12 protein-coding genes are annotated in these 13,840 nt (G+C 73.4%); 5 read left to right on the top strand and 7 right to left on the bottom strand.

All coding sequences use genetic code 11. The features are described from left to right. Both ABZW32_RS06395 and ABZW32_RS06390 read right to left on the bottom strand, forming a co-directional pair. The coding region (locus tag ABZW32_RS06395) for an ATP-binding protein (protein ID WP_356211924.1) at positions 1-2,268 on the bottom strand (2,268 nt) is incomplete at its 3' end. A gap of 52 nt (positions 2,269-2,320) precedes the next feature. Then, positions 2,321-3,130, bottom strand: a complete 810-nt coding sequence (locus tag ABZW32_RS06390) for an MHYT domain-containing protein (RefSeq protein ID WP_356211921.1) — start codon at positions 3,128-3,130, stop codon at positions 2,321-2,323. Positions 3,131-3,290: 160 nt separating this feature from the next. Here ABZW32_RS06390 and ABZW32_RS06385 point away from each other — a divergent pair, with 160 nt between their 5' ends. Continuing rightward, entirely contained in the window at positions 3,291-3,899 is a 609-nt protein-coding gene (locus ABZW32_RS06385; RefSeq protein WP_356211918.1) for a class I SAM-dependent methyltransferase, read from the top strand. A gap of 54 nt (positions 3,900-3,953) precedes the next feature. Here ABZW32_RS06385 and ABZW32_RS06380 read toward each other — a convergent pair whose 3' ends face one another. After that, a complete protein-coding gene (locus tag ABZW32_RS06380; RefSeq protein ID WP_356211915.1) occupies positions 3,954-4,868 on the bottom strand; it encodes an oxygenase MpaB family protein in 915 nt (304 codons plus the stop codon). 134 nt (positions 4,869-5,002) lie between these two features. On the opposite strand from ABZW32_RS06380, the gene ABZW32_RS06375 reads away from it, so the two are divergent. After that, on the top strand, positions 5,003-5,791 hold the full coding sequence (locus tag ABZW32_RS06375; RefSeq protein ID WP_356211912.1) for a hypothetical protein: 789 nt from the start codon (positions 5,003-5,005) through the stop codon (positions 5,789-5,791). 158 nt (positions 5,792-5,949) lie between these two features. Here the strand turns inward: ABZW32_RS06375 and ABZW32_RS06370 are convergent, their stop codons facing one another. Continuing rightward, a complete protein-coding gene (locus tag ABZW32_RS06370) occupies positions 5,950-6,495 on the bottom strand; it encodes an MOSC domain-containing protein (RefSeq protein WP_356211909.1) in 546 nt (181 codons plus the stop codon). 23 nt (positions 6,496-6,518) lie between these two features. Further along, entirely contained in the window at positions 6,519-6,701 is a 183-nt protein-coding gene (locus tag ABZW32_RS06365; protein WP_030232626.1) for a hypothetical protein, read from the bottom strand. Positions 6,702-6,909: 208 nt separating this feature from the next. Between ABZW32_RS06365 and ABZW32_RS06360 the strand changes: the two genes are divergently transcribed. Further along, complete coding sequence (locus ABZW32_RS06360; RefSeq protein WP_356211906.1) at positions 6,910-8,220, top strand: GAF domain-containing protein; 1,311 nt, start codon at positions 6,910-6,912, stop codon at positions 8,218-8,220. 56 nt (positions 8,221-8,276) lie between these two features. Beyond that, entirely contained in the window at positions 8,277-9,800 is a 1,524-nt protein-coding gene (locus tag ABZW32_RS06355) for an aldehyde dehydrogenase family protein (RefSeq protein WP_356211903.1), read from the top strand. A gap of 104 nt (positions 9,801-9,904) precedes the next feature. Here the strand turns inward: ABZW32_RS06355 and ABZW32_RS06350 are convergent, their stop codons facing one another. Together ABZW32_RS06350 and ABZW32_RS06345 are read right to left on the bottom strand one after the other, a co-directional pair. Next, positions 9,905-11,155 carry a cytochrome P450 gene (locus ABZW32_RS06350; RefSeq protein WP_356211900.1) on the bottom strand — a complete coding sequence of 417 codons (1,251 nt, stop codon included), beginning with the start codon at positions 11,153-11,155 and terminating at the stop codon, positions 9,905-9,907. A gap of 396 nt (positions 11,156-11,551) precedes the next feature. Next, the gene (locus ABZW32_RS06345) at positions 11,552-12,691 is read right to left on the bottom strand and encodes a helix-turn-helix domain-containing protein (protein WP_356211897.1); all 1,140 of its coding nucleotides are present in this window, start codon (positions 12,689-12,691) and stop codon (positions 11,552-11,554) included. Between the two features lie 86 nt (positions 12,692-12,777). Between ABZW32_RS06345 and ABZW32_RS06340 the strand changes: the two genes are divergently transcribed. After that, positions 12,778-13,833 carry a ferredoxin reductase gene (locus ABZW32_RS06340; protein WP_356211894.1) on the top strand — a complete coding sequence of 352 codons (1,056 nt, stop codon included), beginning with the start codon at positions 12,778-12,780 and terminating at the stop codon, positions 13,831-13,833. Positions 13,834-13,840: the final 7 nt, after the last annotated feature.

Genomic DNA, 13,840 nt, shown 5'->3' with positions numbered 1-13,840 from the left:
GGGCGGCCGGCCGGGCGTCGGGACGCCTCGCACGGTCTCCCGTACGGCACTCACGGCCGCGGGCGGCTCCGGCTGCCCCGCACCGGCCCCGGCCGGGGAGGCGGGGTCGGGGTCGGGGTCGGGGGTGGTGGGGGCCGGGCCGGGTCCGGGCTCGATCGCGCCCTGGAGCAGGGAGTTGGGCAGCAGCACGACCGCGGTGGTGCCTCCGTAGGGCGAGGGCCGCAGGCGCACCCGCACCCCGTGGCGGGAGGAGAGCCGGCTGACCACGAACAGGCCCAGCCGGTCGCTGTCGAAGAGGTCGAGGTCCTCGGAGTGCTCGATGCGGCGGTTGGCGTCGGCCAGCGCCTCGCGGCCCATGCCGAGTCCCCGGTCCTCGACCTCCAGGACGTACCCGGCGCCGACGGGCTCGCCGCTGACCCGGACCTTGGTGTGCGGCGGGGAGAACTGGGTGGCGTTCTCGACGAGTTCGGCGAGGAGGTGGGTGAGGTCGGCCACCGACGCGCCGACGACGGCGGCTTCCGCGAGGCCGCGGACCTCGACCCGCGGGTAGTCCTCGATCTCGGAGACGGCGGCGCGCACGACGTTCGTGAGCGGGACCGGCACGCGCCAGGCCCGGCCGGGAGCGGCGCCCGAGAGGATGATCAGGCTTTCCGCGTGGCGGCGCATCCGGGTGGTGAGGTGGTCGAGCCGGAAGAGGTCGTCGAGCTCGCCGGGGTCGTCGGCGCGCCGCTCCATGGAGTCCAGCAGGTTGAGCTGCTTGTGCACGAGGACCTGGCTGCGGCGGGCGAGGTTGACGAAGACCCCGCTCACCCCGCTGGCGAATTCGGCCCGTTCGACGGCGGCGCTCAGAGCCGCCCGGTGGACGGTGGAGAGCGCGGCGGCGACCTGGGTGATCTCGTCCTCGGTGGTCCGTCCGGACACGGGCACGGCCTCGAGGTCGGTGTCGATGCCGAGGCCGATGTCGACGGGTTGGCCCGCGCGGAGCCGTTCCATGGCGTCCGGGAGCCCCCGGTGGGCGATCTCCAGGGCGGTGTTGCGCAGCGAGACCAGTTCGACGACCAGGGTGCGGCCGATGCGGACGGAGATGACCAGCGAGGCGGCGACGGCGGCCAGCCCCAGCAGTACCGCCGCCCCGGCGGGGCCGAACAGGCCCTCGGCGAGCGGGTCGGCCCGGCCCGCGGACCCGGCAGCGGCGGCCAGCCGGATGTCGCGCATCGAGCCGCTGACGCTCGTGTACGCGGCCTCCCACCCGGCGGGCACCGCGCGCGGGGCCTCCCGGGGTGCTTCCCGCTGCGCCGTCGCGCCGCCGGCGGGGGTGGTGGCGGGGGCGGCGGCCAGGGCCTTGTCCTCCGCGCCCGTGAGCTCGGCGTAGGACGCGCTCTTCGCCACGGACTCCCAGGCGGCGCGCTGGGCCGTCGGCAGATCCGGGGCGGTGGCGGCGGTCAGGGTGCGGCGGTTCTCGATCACACCGGTCAGGCGGCGGAGCGCATCGGGGGTGCGGGGTCCCGGCACGGCGAGCAGGACGTCCTCGCGGGAGAGCATCTCGCCGGCTCGGGCGAACTCCAGCAGGACGCGGCCGTCGGGGCCGGGTACGGGGTCCTGACCGCCGGAGAGGGCACCCTCGACGGCGAGGGCGGAGTCGGCGGCCTCGGTGTAGACCGCGTAGGCGCCGTCCGGGGTGGCGCGGCGCTCGGTGACGTCCTTGCGGGCCGCGGCGAGCCCTTCCGCGCGGGAGACGAAGGTGTCCAGTCGGGTGACCACGTCGCCGTGGTAGTCGCCCGAGTCGGCGACGGTGTGCCGGTTTCCCAGGCGGAGCCGCCGTACGGCGTCGTCCGTGCGCCGGGCCTGCTGCTCCAGGGCCGCCGCCTGGTCGGAGGCCGGATCGGCCAGGAAGCGCACGGCGGCCCGGCGTTCGGCCTGGAGCTCGGTCAGGGCGGCGGCGACGGGTGTGCGGATCTCGGCGTCGGCCTGCCGGACCCGGCCGATCCGGGCGACGTCCTGGGCGGCGGCGACGGCGGCGAAGGCCCACAGGCCGAGCAGGGAGACGACGGGGACCATCAGCAGCGAGACGATCTTCGCCCGGACGGTGGCGGGGCGCAGCCGGATCCGGGGGCGCGTGCCGACGGGAGCGCTCCCGGCCGGGTCGGTACGCGGGTCCGGGACCAGCGGTTCCACGGCGGGGGGACCGGCGTGCGCCCGGCGGCCGCGCACCGGGGGCACGGGTGGCCGCGGAGCCGCTGCCTGCGGTCTTCTGCGGGATGTGCGCATGGGCTCCTCGTTCGGGGCGGTGCGGGGCGGCGGGGCCGGGACGGGCGGTCGTTCAGTGCGCGGGCACGGCGCCCTCGCCCCGTCGGCCGGGGGCCGCGGGCGGGGGGACGGCGCCGTGGGCCGAGGCGGACGCGGCGCGTTCGTCGGCGGTCGGGGACAGCGCCACGAAGGCGGCGGTGATGAACAGGTAGGAGCCGAGCCCGACCGCGAGCGGGAAGATGAACTGCAGGGCGGTGGCTCCGGGCAGCGCCTGGTCCGAGGGGGTGACGCGGACGGAGACGGCCAGCATCCCGGTGTAGTGCATGCTGCTGACCGCGAGGCCCATGACCAGGGAGGCGACGGCCACGGCGGCCGGCGACTTGATGTTGAGGGCGGCCCACAGGGCGGCGGTGGCGGCGACGACGGCGATGACGACGGACAGTCCGACGGTGAGCGGCTCGTAGGAGACCCGGCCGTGCAGGCGCAGGGCCGCCATGCCGAGATAGTGCATGCTCGCGACGCCGAGTCCGGTGGTCAGACCGCCGAGGACGAGGGACCGGCCGCGGGCCGTGCCGTAGCCGACGGCGAAGACGCCCGCGCCGACGACGAGCACCGCGACGAGCAGGCTGAGGATGGTCAGCGGCACGTTGTAGTGGATCTCGGTGCCGGTGACGTGGAAGCCGAGCATCGCGACGAAGTGCATCGTCCAGATGCCGGTGCCGATGGCCGAGGCCGCCGTGAGGAGCCAGTTGCGGCGGGAGGCCCCGGTGGCGGCGAGCGCGCGGACGGTGCAGCGCAGTCCGAGGGCGGCGCCGATCGATGCCATCACATATGACAGTGCGGGTGTCAGCCAGCCATAGGCGGCGTGGTCCAGGTGTCCCATGGCCACGGGACGCTAGTCCGGGTGAGGGCACGAACAGGGGGAGCATTTCGAAAGCCGCTGGAACTGCCGGAATATGACAGAGATACGTTCGTCTCCGATCACGCCACGTGCCAGCTTGCACACGGCCCCCGGGCGGGCGACGGTACGGGATCATGGGGGCATGAGCCGTACGAACGAGGACCACACACACGTGCAGGAGTTCTTCGGGGCACGCGCCGCCGACTGGGACCGCAAGTTCCCCGAGGACGGGCCCGCCTTCGCGGCCGCCGTGGGCGAGCTGGGCCTGGCCCCCGGCGAGCGGGTGCTCGACGCGGGCTGCGGGACGGGCCGGGCCCTGACCCCGCTGCGCGCGGCCGTCGGCCCTTCCGGCACCGTGCTCGGCGTGGACCTCACCGAGCGGATGCTGGCCGCCGCCCGGGAGGCCGGGCGGGACGCCGACGGCACCCTGCTGCTCGCGGACGTGGCCCGGCTCCCGCTGCGCGACGGGTCCCTCGACGCGGTGTTCGCGGCCGGGCTGATCGCGCACCTGCCCGACCCCGCGGCCAACCTGCGCGAGCTCGCCCGCGCGGTCCGCCCCGGTGGACGCCTCGCGCTGTTTCACCCGATCGGGCGAGCGGTGCTCGCCGCCCGCCACGGTCGCGAGCTGACCCCGGACGACCTGCGGGCGGAGCACAACCTCCGCCCGCTGCTGTCCGGTTCGGGCTGGGACATGACCTCGTACGCCGACGAGGACGCCCGCTTCCTGGTCCTGGCGGCCCGCCGCCCCTGAGCCCTTCGGACCCTACGTCGCCCCGCACGCCGGGGCCGCCCCGGCGCCCGGCGGCTACGCGGGCGGCTGGGCTTCGGCTCCGGCCGGGCGGCGCGGATGCGGCACGGGGCAGCCGCCCGCGCCGGGCACGGGGAACGTACCGAGCTCGCCGACGTCGTAGCCGTCGGGGTAACCCTTGATCTCCGGGTTCTGGCGGACGTAGTGAGGGGCCCGGCGGGGCGGCAGGAGCCGCACCGCGCGGCCCCGCAGCCACAGCGCGCCCCGGACCAGGCGCCGGAGGCCGGGGCCCGGGGGCTCGTAGCGGAAGGCGCTCAGCAGCGGCTCGTCGAGGAGGGTGAGGCTCGCGCGGCGCACGGCGGGGGCCAGCGGTGCCGGGTACCAGGACGCCATCAGGTCGAGGGTGGAGTCGGCGACCTCCCGGCCCCCTTCGTCCCAGCCGAAGTGCTCCTGTTCGTAGGCGTTCAGGGTGGTCTCGAACTCCTCGTAGGAGCCCGGAACGTCCTTGATGCCCAGCCGGCGGCCGAGGGCGGCGTAGTAGTTGGCGCAGGCCCGCCGCTCGTGCCGGGTCAGCGGGCGCCAGCCGTAGGCGTCGATCCAGCGGGCGGGGATCACGACGAACGTGCACAGGACGTAGCGCATGTCGTCGTCGGAAATGTCGTAGCTGCGGTGCATCTGGTTAACGCGACGGATCGCGGTGCGCGCCGTGTCGCTGTCGAAGCCGTGCTCGACGACCGCGTCGAGGAGCAGCGCGGTGTCGTCGTAGCGCTTCTGGGCGCGCCGGGTGAATTCGGCCGTCTCGGCGAGCAGGCTGCCGATGGAGGGGACGGCATAGGTGCGGAAGAGCGCGAGTTCCAGGGCGCGGGAGAAGTCCCACGGGAACTCATAGGTGGCGGTGAGCCGGTAGATGGCCAGGAAGTCCTTGTCGGGGTCGAGCCGGAGGATCTCCCTCAGCCGGTCGTAACGCTGCACCGGTGTCCCTTTCTGTGGCGGGTGCCCAACTCTACGTGCAGGTAGCGGGCTTGGAAATCGCCGCCCGCGGACTCTCGACGCGCGTATTACCCGCTGGTTAAGGTGCGCCGACGAGAGAGCGATCGGGAGGCCACGTGTCCGCTGAGGAGGATGGGGGTTCGCTGTTCGTGCTGACCGCCGTACTGCTGACCCCCACGCAGTTCCCGACGGCGTTCGGCGACGATTTTCCGCAGGCCTGCGCCCTCCTGGGCGTGCCACCGGTCGCCGGCGGGTACGGGCTGGTGCTCGGACAGGACGCGGAAGGTGCGCGCTGGACGGTGGTCGTCGACGACGTTTCGCTCGTGGCCACCGCGATCGCCTCCTGGGACTGCGGCATGGAGTACGAGCTGTCGCCCGACGAGAGCACGATCGTGCTCTCGCTGGCGGGCTGGCCGCTGGATCTGACGGTGGCGGCGCCGGGCATCCCCGAGCCGCACGACCCCGAGCAGGGTGCGGACGGCACGGGGCGGGTGCCGCTGGCTCCGCCGTCGGCGGAGTCGTGGGGCCCGGTGCAGCGGCGCATGGGCGCGGACCAGATCGCCCGGGAGTGGGCGGACTGGCGCGAGCGGGTCGCGACGGACGGCGGGGCCGCCGCCGCGGCGCACCCCGGGCTGGCACGGGCGCTGCGGGAGGCCACGGGATACGCCGAGCAGGCGCCACCGCCGGGCCGGGTCCGGTCCGCCTTCGCCGGTGAGGGCGTGCGGACGATCCGGGCGGACGGGCCCGGATGGTCCCTGGTGGCCCGGACCGACGACGCGGCCTTCGTCCTGCTGGACGAGGAGCCGGGCGAGGTCCTGACCGTCCCGCGCGCCGGCGACGCGGAACTGCCCGAACTCCCGGAGCTGCTGGCGGCCCTGGAGCGGGTGGCCACCCGGCCGTCCTGACACCTCGCGGGGCGCCCCGCGGGCCCGCGCCCTCCGGTCGCCCCGGAGCCCGGTCGCCCCGGAGCCCGGTCGCGCGTCGGCGCGTGTGGTGCGGGCCGCCCGCCGCCGGACCGGCGGCCCGCCGATGCCCTGGGACGGCGCGGTCGACGGACCGGGCCTCAGACGCGTTCGAGCGGAACGTGCGGGAGGTCCGGCAGGGTCACCGTGATGGCGTCGCCGGGGCGGATCGTGCCTCCCCGGTGGACCACGCCCATGATCCCGGCCTTGCGGACCACCCGGCCCTCCTCGTCCCGGCCGACGACCTGCTTGAGCAGCCCGTCCTGGAAGGCGTTGATCTGCGGGCAGGGATTGCGCAGCCCGGTCACCTCGACCACCGCTTCCTCGCCGAGGCGCAGGAGGGCGCCCGTCGGCAGCGCGTGCAGGTCTATGCCCTCGGTGGTGACGTTCTCCCCGAGCTGGCCCGGTCCGACGCCGAATCCCGCCGCGGCCACCTCGTCGAACAGTTCCCGGTGGATCAGGTGTACCTGGCGCAGGTTCGGCTGGGTCGGGTCGGCGGCCACCCGTGAACGGTGTCTGACCGTGACCCCCGCGTGCACGTCGCCCTCCACCCCCAGGCCCGCGAGCAGCGTGATGCTCTCCCGGTTGGGCTTGGTGAACGCGTACTCGGCGTTGCTGCTGACCGCTCTGACCCGTGCCCTGCTCATCGAAAACGCCCCCCGTGCGGCCTTCAGCGGCCTAGTTGCTTCCTGGACATGCCCCGCAGACGACGCTTCTGGGAGGAGTCCAGCAGGAGATACGCCACCACCGGGACCCCGATCAGGACCGCCAGTCCTGCCCAGAACCCGAGCAGGGAATACAACACGATGGCTGCCACGACCGCGCCAACGGCGATCTTCGCGCCCTTCGACATCTGCGGGCACCTCCTTCTTCCACGTCGACCACTACCTGTCACAACGCGCCACGGGGGCCGTGCGTTCCCGGCCACCCGGGCGGTCTTCGAAGTGCCCACCCGGTTTCGGCGTGGTGTGGCCGACGTAGTGCTTGCCGGGGACCGGGAGCCGCACGACGATGGGGGCGCTCCGCGCACCCGCGGCGCCACGGCCCCTCGGGAGGGTGACATGGGCGGTCCGTCGTTGGCGCTGCCGGGCGGGGCCGACCCCGTCGAGCGCACGCGCGTCCTGCGGCGGGCGCACGAGGCCTTCACCCGGGACGGACGCGTCGAGCCGCCGGTCCGGGCGGTGATCGCGAAGTCCTGGCGGCGGTGCGCGCGGGCGCGGGTCAGCCCGGAGTGCGCGCCCCGGCTGGAGCTGGCCGGGGCGGATCTGCGGGACTACCGCGCGGCGCACCCCCTGGCCCGGGTGATGCCCCTGTTCCGGGACCTGATCGGGGCGTTCGCGGCGCACGGGGCCCATCTGCTCGCGGTGTGCGACGCGCGCGGCGCGCTGCTGTGGGTCGAGGGGGAATCGGCGACCCTGCGGCGGGCCGAACGGCTGGGCTTCGTACCGGGGGCCCGCTGGGCGGAGACCGCGATGGGAACCAACGCCCCCGGCACGGCGGTCGCGCTCGGGGAACCGGTCCAGGTCTTCGGGGCCGAACACTTCAGCCGCCTCGTGCACCCCTGGACCTGCGCGGCGGCTCCGGTTCGCGATCCCGCCACCGGGCGCGTGCTGGGGGCGGTCGACATCAGCGGCGGCGACGGACTGGCCCACCCCCACTCGCTCGCCTTCGTACAGGCGGTGGCCCGGGCCGCCGAGGCCCAGCTGGCGCTGCTCGCGCCGCAGCCGGCCGACGCGGCCCGGAACAGCCTCACGGCGCTCGGCCGCGACGAGGCCCTGCTGGTGCTCGGCGGCCGGCGGATCGTGCTGGGGCGGCGGCACAGCGAGATCGTGGCGCTGCTCGCACAGCACCCCGAGGGCCTGTCGGGGGAGGAACTCGCCCACGCGCTGTACGAGGACGAGTCGGTCTCGGCAGTGACCCTGCGCGCGGAGGTGTCCCGGCTGCGCACGCTGCTGGGCGCCGCGCACCTGCTCTCCCGCCCCTACCGGACCGCCGCCCCGGTGGAGGCCGATTTCGCCGCGGTCACCCGGCACCTGGCCGCCGGCGCGGTGTCGGCCGGCCTGGCCCGGTACGCGGGCCCCCTGCTGCCGGCCTCCGGCGCACCGGGCATCGTACGGCTGCGGCGGCGCATCGAGGACCAGGCGCGGGCGGCGGTGATCGCCCGCGCGGACGCGGGGCTGCTGACCGACTGGGTGTGCAGTGCGTGGGGCGCGGAGGACCCGGAGGTGTGGCGGGCGCTGGCGGCGGCCCTGCCGCCGGAGGGCCGGCCGGCCGCGCTGGCCCGCGTACGGGCCCTGGACGCTGAGCTGGGCGGCGGGCCGCAGCGGGTGCCCCGGCGGTACGCAACGTACCCGCAACCCGCCCGCTCCTAGCCTCCTCCCCGAGCGCCGTCCGACGACGGCCGGCGCCCGGCAAGGGGAGGAACACCATGGCCCGATACGCTGCGCCCGGTACCGAGGGCGCGCTGATGGCGTACGCGTCCCGCTACGACCACTTCATCGGCGGCGAGTACGTCGAACCGGTCCGGGGCCGGTACTTCGAGAACCCCTCCCCCGTGAACGGCCTGCCCTTCACCGAGATCGCGCGGGGCACGGCGGAGGACGTGGAGCGGGCCCTGGACGCGGCGCACGCGGCGGCCCCCGCCTGGGGCCGGACCTCGGTCGCCGAGCGGTCCGCGGTCCTGCTGCGCATCGCGGACCGGATGGAGCAGAACCTGGAGGCCCTCGCGGTCGCGGAGACGTGGGAGAACGGCAAGCCGGTCCGTGAGACCCTCGCCGCGGACCTGCCCCTCGCGATCGACCAGTTCCGCTACTTCGCGGGCGCGCTGCGCGCCCAGGAGGGGGCGCTGAGCCAGCTCGACGACGACACGGTGGCCTACCACTTCCACGAGCCGCTGGGCGTGGTCGCCCAGATCATCCCGTGGAACTTCCCCATCCTGATGGCCGTGTGGAAACTCGCCCCGGCGCTCGCGGCCGGCAACACGGTCGTCCTCAAGCCGGCCGAGCAGACGCCGGCTTCGGTGCACTACTGGCTGAGCCTGGTGTCCGACCTGCTGCCGCCGGGCGTGGTGAACGTCGTCAACGGTTTCGGCGAGGAGGCGGGCAAGCCGCTCGCGTCGAGCCCGCGCGTGGCGAAGGTGGCCTTCACCGGGGAGACCTCGACCGGGCGCCTGATCATGCAGTACGCGGCCGAGCACCTGAAGCCGGTCACCCTGGAGCTGGGCGGCAAGAGCCCGAACCTGTTCTTCGACGACATCTGGACGACGGACGACGACCTGCGCGACAAGGCCCTGGAGGGCTTCACGATGTTCGCGCTGAACCAGGGCGAGGTCTGCACGAGCCCGTCGCGCGCCCTGATCGAGCGCGGCAGGTACGGCGATTTCCTGGACGCGGCGGTCGCCCGTACGGAACTGATCGTGCCGGGTCATCCCCTGGACACGGACACGATGATCGGCGCGCAGGCCTCGGAGGAACAGCTGAGGAAGGTCCTGTCGTACGTGGAGATCGGCCAGCGGGAGGGCGCGAAGGTCCTCACGGGCGGCGGGCGCATCGACCACGGCGGTGACCTGGCGGGCGGTTTCTACGTCCAGCCGACCATCTTCGAGGGGGACAACCGGATGCGGATCTTCCAGGAGGAGATCTTCGGCCCGGTGGTGTCGGTGACGTCCTTCCAGGACTTCGACGACGCCGTGCGCATCGCCAACGACACGTCCTACGGCCTGGGCGCGGGCGTCTGGACCCGCGACATCAACACGGCCTACCGCGCGGGCCGCGCGATCCAGGCGGGCCGCGTCTGGACGAACTGCTACCACGCCTACCCGGCCCACGCGGCCTTCGGCGGGTACAAGCAGTCGGGCATCGGCCGCGAGACCCACAAGATGATGCTGGAGCACTACCAGCAGACGAAGAACCTCCTGGTCAGCTACTCCCCGAAGAAGTTGGGCTTCTTCTGAGTCCTCAAGTCGGGCTCCTGGAGTGGCGATTGCCCTCCAGGAGCCCTTTCCGGCCATGACCCTCGAGTACCCGCCGGGTGACGGACGGGCGGCCCCGTCGCGATTCAGGGCTCACGGATGCCGTCGCAGGCGATCGGCAGGTGTCGAGGGCCGCGGAGCACCGCATTCTGGCGGTACGGGGGCGGGTCCTCCAGCAGTCGCGGATTCTCCAGCCGACGGGCCAGCTCACTCAGCGCCAGCTGGGCTTCCAGGCGGGCCAGCGGGGCACCGAAGCAGCTGTGGATGCCACTGCCGAAACCGAGGTGCTGGACGTCCTTGCGGTCGGGGTCGAAACGGTCCGGGTTCTCGAACCGTTTCGGGTCGCGGTTGCCGGAGGCCAGGATCAGCGAAACGGTGGCGCCTTGGGGGATGCTCACCCCGCCCACCTCGATGTCGGCGAGCGTGCTGCGCCGCGGCAGCATCTGGACGGGCGGTTCGTACCGCAGCAGTTCCTCGACGATCTGCACCGACAGGGCCGGTTCCTCGTGCAGCCGCTGGAGGACGTCCGGGTGACGCAGGAGGGTCAGCATGCCGTTCGTGATCAGGTTGACCGTGGTCTCGTGGCCCGCGATCAGCATCAGCGCCGCAGTGCTGATCATCTCCAGCGTGCTCATGGAGCCGTCCGGTTCCTCCTTGACGGCCGCGAGCTGGGACAGCATGTCCTCGCCCGGCTTCTTGCTGCGCTCCTCGATCAGCCCGCCCAGGTACATGCCGAGTTCCATCTGCGCATCGGACGCGCCCTTGTGCCCTTCGGCGGGGTCGGCGTCCGGATCGGGGTCCAGGCTCGCGGCGATGGTGTCGGCCCAGCCGTGGAAGCGGGACTCGTCCTCGTGCGGCACGCCGAGCAGCCGACAGATCACCGTCACCGGGAAGGGGTAGGAGAACTGGTCGACCAGGTCGATCCGTTCCAACGAGTCCCCTCCGGCGATGCCGTCGATGAGGTCGGCGACGATGCCGTCGAGCTCACCGCGCATGTCGTGGACCCTGCGCGGGGAGTGCGGGGGCCCGAAGGGCCGGTTCGTGATACGGCGCAGCCGGTCGTGGTCCGGCGGATCGAGCCTGATGAAGACCGGAGGCAGGGCCGAGTCGTCTCCTTCGTCCTGCGCCAGCGGATCGTTCGACGACAGCGTCAGGTTGCGGGGGTCGGAACTGATGCGCGGGTCGTGCAGCAGGCCGTTTATCTCGTAGTAGGTGCTCACGATGTACGGCCCGTCCTCATCGTGGAAGACCGGCGTCCTGCGCAGCTCCTCGTACAGCGGGTACGGATCGGCTCGGTTGGCGTAGTCGATGATCTGCCGGAGCATTGCTCTGCCCATGGCGTGTCCTCGTGAACTCACGGGATCGAGAGGTGGAAGAAGGCACGGGCCGGTGCCGTGCAGTGCAGGGCGCGGACCTCGGGCGTGAGTCGCTTCGGACTCCCGTCGGCTTCCGCCGTTGGCACACTGCTCGTCGGACGACTCCGAGCCAGGCTTCTCCCAGCATGCACGGAGGTCCCCGGAGCCGCCCGCCGGGCGACAGAGCCGCAGGTCACGCCCCTCGACGCGCTACCGACGGCCACCCGCGCGCACGCCCGTCCGGACCTTCGGCAGCCCGTCGGCCCCGCAGCCGGGGCAGCAGTGCACCACTTGGTCGTCATCACGCCGAACGGTGGCGGCGGGCCCTGGGGGTTTTGACTGGTTCGTCCAGCCCCTCCCCCACGGTCGGGGTACGCGTCAGCCGACCCGGAGGCCGACCGCCAGCGTCAGCTCGAGGACCCGGTGTGGCGATGCGAGATCCGGAAACAGATCCCGCAGCTGCGACATCCGGTACCGGACGGTCTGGGGATGGACGAACAACGCCGCCGCCACCTCGTCCCGCCTGCCCTGGTGGAGCAGCCACGCCCGCAACGTCTCCTCCAGCCGCCGTGCGGTCGCGGCGGGCAAGGGCCGCAACGGTGCGAGGGCTCGGGCCCGCAGGTCTGCGAACGCGTCCGCGTCGGCGCTCAGCACCAGCTCGGGCAGGTGGTCCTCGGTGTCGCGGATGTCGGACGAGAGGGAGCGCGCGCGTGCGGCTCGTGCGTACGAGGCGGACGCACGGGTCCATGGCCGGGCCGGGCCGACCACAGCGGTGCGGTCGGTCAGCTGCCGCAAGAGATGCGACCGGTCGGCGTCGGGGACGAGCAGCACACCGAAGGCGTCCGGCAGATCGTCGAGGACGAGGGTGCCCGGGTCGAGCGCGCGGTAGGCGGGCCGGGCCTGGGCGGCGGGCAGCAGGACGGCGGTCAGCGAAACCGGAGGCTGCCACCGGGCCCGCTGGACGGAGGCCAGCAGCACGTCCGGGCTCGCGCCGGCGAGGAGGTCGCGGGCCAGGTGTTCCAGGTGGCGCTCGTGGTCCCGGCCCCGGGCGGCCAGTTCGTCGGCGTGGCCCGCGGCGCTCGCGGCGGAGAGCTCGTCGATGTAGGCGAAGGTCAGCTCGGCGAACTTGGCGACCTCGGCGGCGGGCAGACCCGCGGGTACGGCACCCGCCGCCAGGCATCGCCAGGCCACGCGGGCACCGACGCGGTAGGCACTGAGCAGGGCGTCCATCGAACGCCCGTCGCGCACCTCGCCGCGGCCCAGCTCGTAGGCCGCGTCACCGGCGTCGCCGCCTGTGGCGTTCCCGCTCGCGAGGTCCAGGTAGTGCCCCAGGGCGGTGCGGACGGCTCGGCGGATGGTGACGCCCATGCGGCCCGAAAGGGCGTTGGCGTAGGGAGGGACCTCGTCGATGATCGCCTGGACGACCTCGTCGGCGGTGGTCTTCAGCGCGGCCCGAAGTGCGGTGACCGTTGTCCGGTCCAGGGCCAGGTCGGTGACTCTCCGGATTGGATGGCTCATGCTTTATTCCCTGCGAACAATTCAGCCGACGAAATTTACGTCCTGCGGTCAGGACTTTACGCCTTGTGGCGCATCAAGCTGGGGTCATGACGAGTACCGCCCTCCGCAGTAAGGCGTGGAAACTGCTGGAGATGATCACGACGCCGCTGCTGCCGTCGGACTACCTCGACCTGGTCAGCCCGCTGCGTGCGGGCGCGGACCTGCGTGGGCGCATCGAGGCCGTGCACCCCGAGACGGGCGACGCCGCGACCATCGTGATCAGGCCGGGAAGGGGCTGGCGCGGTCACACGGCCGGTCAGTACGTGCGGGTCGGGGTCGATGTCGACGGGAGGCGCCTGTGGCGCGCCTACTCCATCACCTCGCCGACGGACCGCCGGGACGGCCGCGTCACGATCACCGTGAAGGCGATCCCGGACGGCAAGGTCAGCAACCACCTGGTCCGCAGGGCGAAACCGGGCACGCTGATCCAGCTCGACCAGCCGGCCGGTGACTTCGTACTGCCGAAGGCCAAGCCCGCCAAGGTGCTCTACCTGACGGCCGGCAGCGGGATCACGCCCGTGATGGGCATGCTGCGTGACATCGAGTTCGACGACGTCGTCATGGTCCACTGCGCGCCACGGCCGCAGGACGTGATCTTCCGCAACGAACTGCACGACCTGGTCGCGGACGAGAAGCTGCGGCTCACCGAGGTGCACACCGACACGGACGGCGTGCTCGACATCGCACGTCTCGACGAACTGGTACCCGACTGGGCCGAGCGCGAGACCTGGGCCTGCGGGCCCGCGGGCCTGCTGGACGCCGCCGAAGCGTTCTGGAGCGATCACGGCGTCGTAGAGCGCCTGCACACCGAACGCTTCCGCCCCGGCGTCGTCGTCGCCGGTGACGGCGGCGCGGTCACGTTCAGCACCACCGGCAAGACCGTCGACGCGGACGGCGCCACGCCGTTGCTGGACGTCGGCGAGGAGGCCGGCGTGCTCATGCCGTCCGGGTGCCGTATGGGCATCTGCTTCGGCTGCGTCACGCCGCTCAAGGCGGGCGCCGTCCGCGACCTGCGCACCGGCGAGATCACCGAGGCCGAGCCGGGCGTCCTCATCCAGACCTGCGTGTCCGCCGCGGCGGGCCCCTGCGACATCGAACGGTAGGAGCACC

The organism is Streptomyces sp. NPDC004667 (assembly GCF_040609475.1).
Lineage (GTDB): Bacteria > Actinomycetota > Actinomycetes > Streptomycetales > Streptomycetaceae > Streptomyces.
This window is presented reverse-complemented; position numbering and strand designations above follow the sequence as displayed.

Excerpts from the sequence above, each read along its gene's own strand:
- ABZW32_RS06365 (WP_030232626.1), bottom strand. The coding sequence starts at position 6,701 with ATGTCGAAGGGCGCGAAGATCGCCGTTGGCGCGGTCGTGGCAGCCATC.
- ABZW32_RS06350 (WP_356211900.1), bottom strand. The coding sequence starts at position 11,155 with ATGGGCAGAGCAATGCTCCGGCAGATCATCGACTACGCCAACCGAGCC.
- ABZW32_RS06385 (WP_356211918.1), top strand. The coding sequence starts at position 3,291 with ATGAGCCGTACGAACGAGGACCACACACACGTGCAGGAGTTCTTCGGG.
- ABZW32_RS06360 (WP_356211906.1), top strand. The coding sequence starts at position 6,910 with ATGGGCGGTCCGTCGTTGGCGCTGCCGGGCGGGGCCGACCCCGTCGAG.
- ABZW32_RS06355 (WP_356211903.1), top strand. The coding sequence starts at position 8,277 with ATGGCCCGATACGCTGCGCCCGGTACCGAGGGCGCGCTGATGGCGTAC.
- ABZW32_RS06345 (WP_356211897.1), bottom strand. The coding sequence starts at position 12,691 with ATGAGCCATCCAATCCGGAGAGTCACCGACCTGGCCCTGGACCGGACA.
- ABZW32_RS06390 (WP_356211921.1), bottom strand. The coding sequence starts at position 3,130 with ATGGGACACCTGGACCACGCCGCCTATGGCTGGCTGACACCCGCACTG.
- ABZW32_RS06370 (WP_356211909.1), bottom strand. The coding sequence starts at position 6,495 with ATGAGCAGGGCACGGGTCAGAGCGGTCAGCAGCAACGCCGAGTACGCG.
- ABZW32_RS06340 (WP_356211894.1), top strand. The coding sequence starts at position 12,778 with ATGACGAGTACCGCCCTCCGCAGTAAGGCGTGGAAACTGCTGGAGATG.